Genomic DNA, 975 nt, shown 5'->3' on the forward strand with positions numbered 1-975 from the left:
CATGGTAAATCGAGAGGGATTGCTCCTGATTACTTAAAGCTCATTGCTCTGCGTCTGGGGATCAAGATTAATACGGTTTCGGGCGATTGGACTGAAATGCAGGCGTTGGCGAAAGAGCATAAATTGGATGGCCTTAATATCTTGTTGAAAAACAGTGAGAGGCAAGAATACCTTGATTTTGCAGGCCCATATGCTCAACATCAATATGCGATCTTGGTGAATAAAGAGGCTCAAGGAATCGCCAACCTAGATGACTTAACGAATAAACGAGTGGCTATTCTGGTCGGTGATTATTCTGAGAACTTATTAAATAAAAACCATCCCGATATTGATCTGGTTTTATACAATACTAATGAAGAAGCCGTGCATGCGCTGGTAAATAGAGAGATTGAAGCTGTGGTTGGAAGCTTGCCAACTCTTACTTACTTCATTGATAAGCACTTAATAAGCGGGCTTAAAGTGGCAGGAGTTCCTGAAACCATGGCTAAGGATTTGTATGCGGCTGTTCGCAAAGACTGGCCGCAGTTTACAGCAATACTGAATAAGGCTTTTGCTTCTATTTCACAGCAGGAGCATCAAAAAATTAGGAGTAAGTGGATTGGACTTTACCCGACAGCGGAAAAAATTCCACAACTGGCGTTAACCTTGAAACAGAAAGAATGGTTAGCGCAGCAAAATAAGGTGCGGGTAAGGGTGACTGACTTGCCGCCTTATATGATAGTTCAAGCAGGTAATCCTCCTGAAGGCATTGCCATTGATTACCTGAACTTAATTGCTCAGCGCACGGGAATTAAGTTCATTTACGAAGTATCGGATCAACCTTTTAGCGAAGTCCTTGAAAACATGAAGCAGGGACAAAACATTGATTTGACCGCTTTGACCGCTTTGATCGTGAATCGTCGTGAACGACAAGAATATATGTTATTTAGCGACAATTATATTGAATCTCCAATCGTTATTGCTACTCGTGATAAC

General features: G+C 41.7%; 1 protein-coding gene. It reads left to right on the forward strand.

The genetic code is table 11. The features are described 5' to 3' along the window. Window positions 1–975, forward strand: a 975-nt coding sequence (locus tag AC4GME_RS17215; protein ID WP_490379878.1) for a transporter substrate-binding domain-containing protein, incomplete at both ends; no start/stop codon positions are given.

Source organism: Psychromonas sp. (genome assembly GCF_983033635.1).